The sequence below is a fragment of the Methylobacterium sp. WL119 genome, assembly GCF_008039875.1.
Classification (GTDB): Bacteria; Pseudomonadota; Alphaproteobacteria; order Rhizobiales; family Beijerinckiaceae; genus Methylobacterium.
The window spans coordinates 1-6,289 of record NZ_VRUU01000163.1 but is presented as its reverse complement, the minus strand read 5'-3'; the positions used below and the strand labels follow the sequence as shown (position 1 = coordinate 6,289).

The 6,289-nt window shown below is 72.9% G+C and carries 4 protein-coding genes and 2 pseudogenes; 2 read left to right on the top strand and 4 right to left on the bottom strand.

All coding sequences use genetic code 11. The annotated features are described in order from the left end of the window. Positions 1-81 precede the first annotated feature (81 nt). A pseudogene (gene bioB, locus FV227_RS27330) lies at positions 82-987 on the top strand (biotin synthase BioB); the annotation flags it as partial. A 3-nt stretch (positions 988-990) separates the two neighbouring features. Here the strand turns inward: bioB and FV227_RS27325 are convergent. The 4 genes from FV227_RS27325 to mnmA all read right to left on the bottom strand — a co-directional run bounded on the left by FV227_RS27325 (position 991) and on the right by mnmA (position 5,339). After that, entirely contained in the window at positions 991-2,403 is a 1,413-nt protein-coding gene (locus tag FV227_RS27325; RefSeq protein ID WP_246686534.1) for a HAMP domain-containing sensor histidine kinase, read from the bottom strand. Between the two features lie 282 nt (positions 2,404-2,685). Beyond that, complete coding sequence (locus FV227_RS27320) at positions 2,686-3,483, bottom strand: TVP38/TMEM64 family protein (RefSeq protein WP_147860349.1); 798 nt, start codon at positions 3,481-3,483, stop codon at positions 2,686-2,688. Beyond that, entirely contained in the window at positions 3,480-4,130 is a 651-nt protein-coding gene (locus tag FV227_RS27315) for a class I SAM-dependent methyltransferase (protein WP_147729569.1), read from the bottom strand. Before FV227_RS27315 ends, FV227_RS27320 begins: the two co-directional genes overlap by 4 nt. Before the next feature lie 51 nt (positions 4,131-4,181). Then, a complete protein-coding gene (gene mnmA, locus FV227_RS27310) occupies positions 4,182-5,339 on the bottom strand; it encodes a tRNA 2-thiouridine(34) synthase MnmA (protein WP_147729568.1) in 1,158 nt (385 codons plus the stop codon). A 264-nt stretch (positions 5,340-5,603) separates the two neighbouring features. Between mnmA and FV227_RS27305 the strand changes: the two are divergent. After that, positions 5,604-6,289, top strand: a pseudogene (locus FV227_RS27305) (hypothetical protein); the annotation flags it as partial.

The following is a 6,289-nucleotide window of genomic DNA, read 5'->3' as shown; positions in this document are numbered from 1 at the left end:
CCCCCCCCCCCCTTTTTTTTTTTAATTATCGGCGTCCCACGTTTTCTAAAACACGTTTTTTCTCCGGATGCTTCTTTTTGTATAATGTTTCGCGCCGCCTCCGTGCACCGGGCCCACAACGATCCGGCCGACATCCAGCGCGCCTCGCTCCTGTCGATCAAGACCGGCGGCTGCCCCGAGGATTGCGCCTACTGCCCGCAATCGGCCCATCACAAGGGCACCGGCATGGCCAAGGAACGCCTGATGCCGGTCGACGCGGTTCTGCGCGAGGCCGCCGAGGCGAAGGCGGCCGGGGCGCATCGGTTCTGCATGGGCGCCGCCTGGCGCCAGCCGAAGGACGGCCCGGAATTCGACGCGGTGCTGGCCATGGTCCGCGGCGTGCGCGGCCTGGGCATGGAGGCGTGCGTCACCCTCGGCATGCTGACGCCGTCCCAGGCCGTGCGGCTCGCCGAGGCCGGGCTGACCTCCTACAACCACAACCTCGACACCGGACCGGACTTCTACGAGGACATCATCTCGACCCGGACCTACGCCGACCGGCTCCAGACCCTGGAAAACGTGCGCGAGGCCGGCATCGGCCTGTGCTGCGGCGGCATCGTCGGCATGGGCGAGGGCGTGACCGACCGGGCCGCGATGCTCCAGGTGCTCGCCAACCATGCGCCGCATCCCGAGAGCGTGCCGATCAACGCCCTCGTCGCCGTCGAGGGCACGCCGCTGGAGGACCGCCCGCCGGTCGACCCGCTCGACCTCGTGCGGATGTGCGCGACCGCGCGGATCGTGATGCCGAAGGCGCGGGTGCGCCTCAGCGCCGGGCGCAAGGGGCTGACCCGCGAGGCGCAGATCCTGTGCTTCCTCGCCGGCGCCAACTCGATCTTCTACGGCGAGCGCCTGCTGACCACCGCCAACAACGAGACCGATTCCGACGCCGCCCTGCTGCGCGACATCGGCATCACGGTGGCCGCGCCCATGATGGAAGCCGCCGAGTAGGCCTCAGGCCTCGGCGTCCGGCAGCACGATCCGGAACCGGGTGCCCTCGGCGGCGGGGTCGAGCGACAGCGTCCCGCCGTTCAGCCGCACGAGCTCGGAGGCGATGGCGAGGCCGAGCCCGGTGCCGCCCGAGCGCATCGAGCCCTGGAAGGCCTCGAACAGGTGCTCCTTCGCCCGCGCCGGCAGGCCGGGACCGTTATCGGCCACCAGGATCGTCACCGCACCGGCGCATTCGCGCCCGGCCGTGATCCGCACCTCCGGCGAGGCCACGTTCGCCTCGGTGAAGTCGTGCGCCTGCACGGCGTTGCGCACCAGGTTTCCGATCGCCCGCCCGATCTGCTCGGAATCGGCGAACACCGTCAGCTCGGGGGCGACCTCGGTCACGACCCGGACGCGGCCGTGGGCGGAGAGCGCCGCGAGATCGGCGAGTTCCGCCAGGACCGGGGCCAGCGCGAACGCGCGGCTGCGCGGCGTGCGCTCGGCGGCGCGGCCGTAGGCCAGCGTCGCCTCGCAGAAGCGGATCGCCCGCCCCAGCGTCGCGACGAGGCGCGGCGCCACGCGCTGCACCGTCGGGTCCGAGGTTTCCTCGAGCCGGTCGCCGAGCAGCTGCGCTCCGGTCAGCAGGTTGCGCAGCTCGTGGTTGATCTTGGCGACCGAGAGCCCGAGCTCGGCGAGCCGGCGCTTCTGGCGCAGCTGGTCCGCGAGCGTCCGCTGCATCCGCGCCAGCGCGGTCTCGGCGAGCCCGATCTCGTCGCTGCGCGGCACGGGCGTGATGATCCGGTCGGCCCCCTCCGGGTCGTCGGCGAAGGCGGTGATGTTGCGCGCGAGCCGGCGCACCGGCCGCACGATCAGGGTCTGCAGCACGAAGAAGACGAGGCCGGCCGCGGCGGTGGCGATGATCAGCGACGACACCGCCAGCCGGATCGCGAAATCGACCACCGCCTGCTTCAGCGGCGCGTCGTCGAGGATGATCTCGACCAGGTCGAAGCCTTCCCAGCCCTGGCCGACGATGCGGATCGGCTCGTCGACCGGTTCGGTCAGCGTCCGCCAAGCGCCGCGGATGGCGCACCAGATCGATCGGTTGCGCAGGTCGACCGTGTCGGAGACCCGGTCCGGCATCGGCTCGATCGACAGGAGCTGGCGGGTGTCGCCGTCGCGGACCGCGATCGCGCGGGCGCCGACGCCGGCCAGCAGGCGCCGGGCGAGCTCGTCGGACACCGGGTGCCCTTCGCTGGCATCGAGCACGAGGGCCGCGACCTGCGCGGCGCTGATCCGGTCGGACAGCCAGGACAGGCGGTAATTCGCGACCGCGGGCACGAAGATCAGGATCTCGATCGCCGCGACGAAGGCGACGGTGACGAGGAAGAGGCGTCCGGAAAGGCCGAGGCGCTTGAGCCAGCGGTCGGAACGCGGCACCGCGACGGGCGCGTCGCGCTCTGCCGCCTCCGTCGAGTCCGTGTCAGTCCTTGCGACCACTGCTATCCCGGCCCCGGAAAGCGCGGCGACCCCGTGCCTCTTCGCGAACGTCCCGTCGCCACCCGCATCCCCTGGCCGAGACGGTGGCACGATCATCCCTCGTAGCCCGCGGGCCGAGGAAGCGTCGAGGGGGCATCACCCCCGGGATCGGCGCGCGAACGCGATTTTCAGTACGCAGCGTGGGGATAATCGCGTCCCGCGAAGGTCGAGCGGTCCCGCGGATCAGCCCGCGTTGCGCCGGATGAAGCGCCGCCGCAGGCCGATCGAGAGCAGCGCGAACAGGCCGAGGCCGCCGAGCCCGATCACCATCCGCGGCGTCACCAGCGCGCGGAAGCTCAGCGCGTTGTCGCAATCGCTGCCGCCGGCGGACAGGCATACTGCTTTCGCGTCCGCATGGGCCGCGACCACGTCCTCGATGCCGGCGCCGGTCGCCGCGTAGACGAAGGCGCCGGGCAGCAGGCCGCAGGCGGTGGCGAGCACGAAGGTGCGCAGCGCCACGCCGAACGCGGCCGGCCCGAGATTGGTCATCCAGAACGGGAACAGCGGCAGCAGGCGCAGGAACACGATGTAGCCGAAGGCATCGTTGCGGAACCCCTCGGCGAGCGCGCCGAGCCGCGGCCCGGCCACCCGCCGCAGCAGGTCCGAGGCCGGCCCGCGGCCGATCGCGAAGACGATCGCGGCGCCTGTGGTGGCGGCGCAGACGGCGACGATCGCGCCGGTGACGATGCCGAACAGGAAGCCGCACACCATGGTGAGGATCAGCGTCGCCGGCACCGAGACGACGACGGAGCCGACATAGATCAGGTAGGCCAGCACGAGGGCGCGCGGGCGGTCCGCCTCGACGAAGGCGCGCAGCCATTGCCGCGACTCGAGCAGCCGGTCGAGGCTGAGGAGCTGCGACGCGCCCGAGACCAGCACGGCGATCGACAGCGCGATCAGCAGCGCCAGGGGCAGCCAGCGCAGCGCGCGGCGGCGGGCGGAGCGCGGACGCTCGGGCGGCGTCGCGCCGGCCGCGGTCACGCGGGCTTACGCATCCGCAGGATCTTGAAGAACCCGCCCGGGAAGGTCGGCGCGACGCCGATGAACTCGACGCCGTTGCGCCGCGCCCAGGCCTCGATCCGGGTCGACTTGAAGTCCGACGACCAGCCGATCTTCGTGCAGAGCGGCGCGACGATCTCCTCGACCTTCGCCACCGGTCCCTCGGTCTGCCCGAAATGGTTGGCGAGCACGATGCCGCCGCCGGGGCGGACCACCCGCAGGAACTCGGACAGGGCGGCTTCCGGGTCGGGCACCAGGGTGATCAGGAACTGCGCCACCACCGCGTCGAACGACGCATCGGCGTAGCCGAGGCGGCAGACGTCCATCACCTGCAGGCCCTTCACGTGGGTAAGGCCGCGGCGCTGCACCTTGCGGCGGGCGCGCTTCAGCATGTCCTCGGACAGGTCGACGCCGCAGACGAAGCTGGCGCGCGGGTAGTAGCCGAGCGACAGGCCGGTGCCGACGCCGGCCTCGAGGATGCGCGGGCCGCTCTCGGCGGCGGCGGCCACCGCGGCCCGGGCGGCCGGCTCGGTGAGCTTGTCGTAGACCACGTCGTAGACCGGCGCCCAGCGGGCATAGGCCTTGCGCATCAGGGCGGTGCTCGGCCCGGCCTCCGGCTCGCTCAGCATTCGTGTTCTCTTCCGGTCTCGAGGGGGATGTTCAGAGCGGGCCGCGTCGGATCACGCGGCTCTCGCCGCGCCCGCCGAGGCTGCGTCGATGCGGCGGATCGTGCCGCCGCCGAGCACGCGTCCGCGCGGGGTCTCGTCGGCGTAGATCGCGCAGGCCTGGCCCGGCGAGACCCCGTCCTCGGGCACGGCCAGGACGATCTCGGCGGCGCCGGTCGCGGGGTCGTAGTCGAGCCGCGCAAGGCGCGGCTCGCGGGTCGAGCGCACGCGCACCGCGACCGCCATGTCGGAGACGGGGCCCGGTGCCCCGAGCCAGTTCACGTCGGTGAGCCGGATGCGGTGGGTCGCCAGCGCGGTGCGCGGGCCGACCACCACGCGGGCGGTGTCGGGTTCGAGCCGGACCACGTAGAGCGGCTCGGGCGAGGCCACGCGCAGGCCGCGGCGCTGGCCGACCGTGTAGTGGATGATGCCCTCGTGGCGCCCGAGCGCCTGGCCGTCGAGATCCACGATCTCGCCCGGCCGCGCGGCGTCGGGGCGGAGCCGCGCGATCAAGTCGGCGTAGCGGCCCTGCGGCACGAAGCAGATGTCCTGGCTGTCGGGCTTCTCCGACACCACCAGCTCCAGCTCGCGCGCCAGGCGCCGGGTCTCGTCCTTGGGCAGCTCGCCGAGCGGGAACCGCAGGAAGTCGAGCTGGTCTTGCGTCGTGGCGTAGAGAAAGTAGCTCTGGTCGCGCGCCGGATCGAGGGCGCGGTAGAGCGCGCGGCGCCCGCCCTCCCCCGGCAGCGCCCGGCTCGCGACGTAATGGCCGGTGGCGAGGCAGTCGGCGTCGAGGTCGCGGGCGGTCGCCAGCAGGTCGCGGAACTTGATCGAGCGGTTGCACTCGACGCACGGGATCGGCGTCTCGCCGGCCAGGTAGCTCTCGGCGAACCGGTCGATCACCGCGTCGCGGAAGCGGTCCTCGTAGTCGAGGACGTAGTGCGGAATGCCGAGGCGCTCGGCGACGCGGCGGGCGTCGTGGATGTCCTGGCCGGCGCAGCACGCGCCCTTGCGATGGGTCGCGGCGCCGTGGTCGTAGAGCTGCAGGGTGATGCCGACGACGTCGTAGCCCTGGCGCTTCAGCAGCCCGGCCACGACGGAGGAATCGACGCCGCCGGACATGGCGACGACGACGCGCGTCTCGTGCGGGGGCTTGGCAAGATCGAGGGAGTTCATGGCGCCGGGTCTGACGGCGGCACGGGTCTGCGAAGATCCCGCCGCACGGGCCTGTCTATAGTGTGTGTCGTTCGGCGTTTCCAGGGCGCGTCCCGATCGCCGCGGTCGACCGCCCCGGCAAGTCCTGCCGGGCACGCGGCAGCATCGGCCCGCGGCGGCATGATCCCCCAGCCGGTCCGCCGCCGAAAGACGATGTTTCTCAGTCTCTTGGCTCGGCGCACGCGCTGGCCTGTCGCTTGCTCCACTGCCGGCAGGAGAGCGTGCATGGCGGTGGGAACGACGGACTTCGTGGATGCGGCGGCGCGGGCATCCGCCCGCGCGACGACGCGCGACCTGGCGGATGCGGCGGCGGCGCATGCCCGCTTCGGCCGCGATCTCGAAGCCGCCACCGCCAAGGACAACGCCCAGGCCCGCAACGCCGCCGAGCGCCAGCGCAGCGCGGACGCGACCGCCGCCGGCCGGGCCGACCGTGCCAAGGCCGCCGACCTCGCTGCCGCCGACGCCAAAACGGCCCGCGCCGCTGCAATCCGCGATGCTTCCGCGAAGGCCGATCCGGCCGCGCCGGGCGCGGGTGCCGCGCCGTCCGATCCCGCTCCCTCGCGATTTGGCACGGCGGCGACCGCCCGCGATGCCGGCCCGACCCAGCCCGAGGCGGAAGCGCCGGCCCAGGACGATGCGCCGCCGACGGAGGACGCCTCGGCGGCCTCCGCCGGCAAGCCGGCGCCGACGAAGACCGCGGCGGCCGAGACCGAGGACGGCAAGGTCACCGACGCGAAGGGGGCCGACCCGAAGGCGGCCGACCCGAAAGCGGCCGACGTCGCTCTCGCGACCCCGACCCTCGCGCTCGTCCTCGCCGCTGCGCCTCCGACGCGTCTCGGCGCCGCCGCGAAGGCGATGTCGGCCGGCACCGGCGCGACGGCGCCGAGACGCGTCGGAGGCGCAGCGGCGAG

Excerpts from the sequence above, each read along its gene's own strand:
- FV227_RS27315 (WP_147729569.1), bottom strand. The coding sequence starts at position 4,130 with ATGCTGAGCGAGCCGGAGGCCGGGCCGAGCACCGCCCTGATGCGCAAG.
- mnmA (WP_147729568.1), bottom strand. The coding sequence starts at position 5,339 with ATGAACTCCCTCGATCTTGCCAAGCCCCCGCACGAGACGCGCGTCGTC.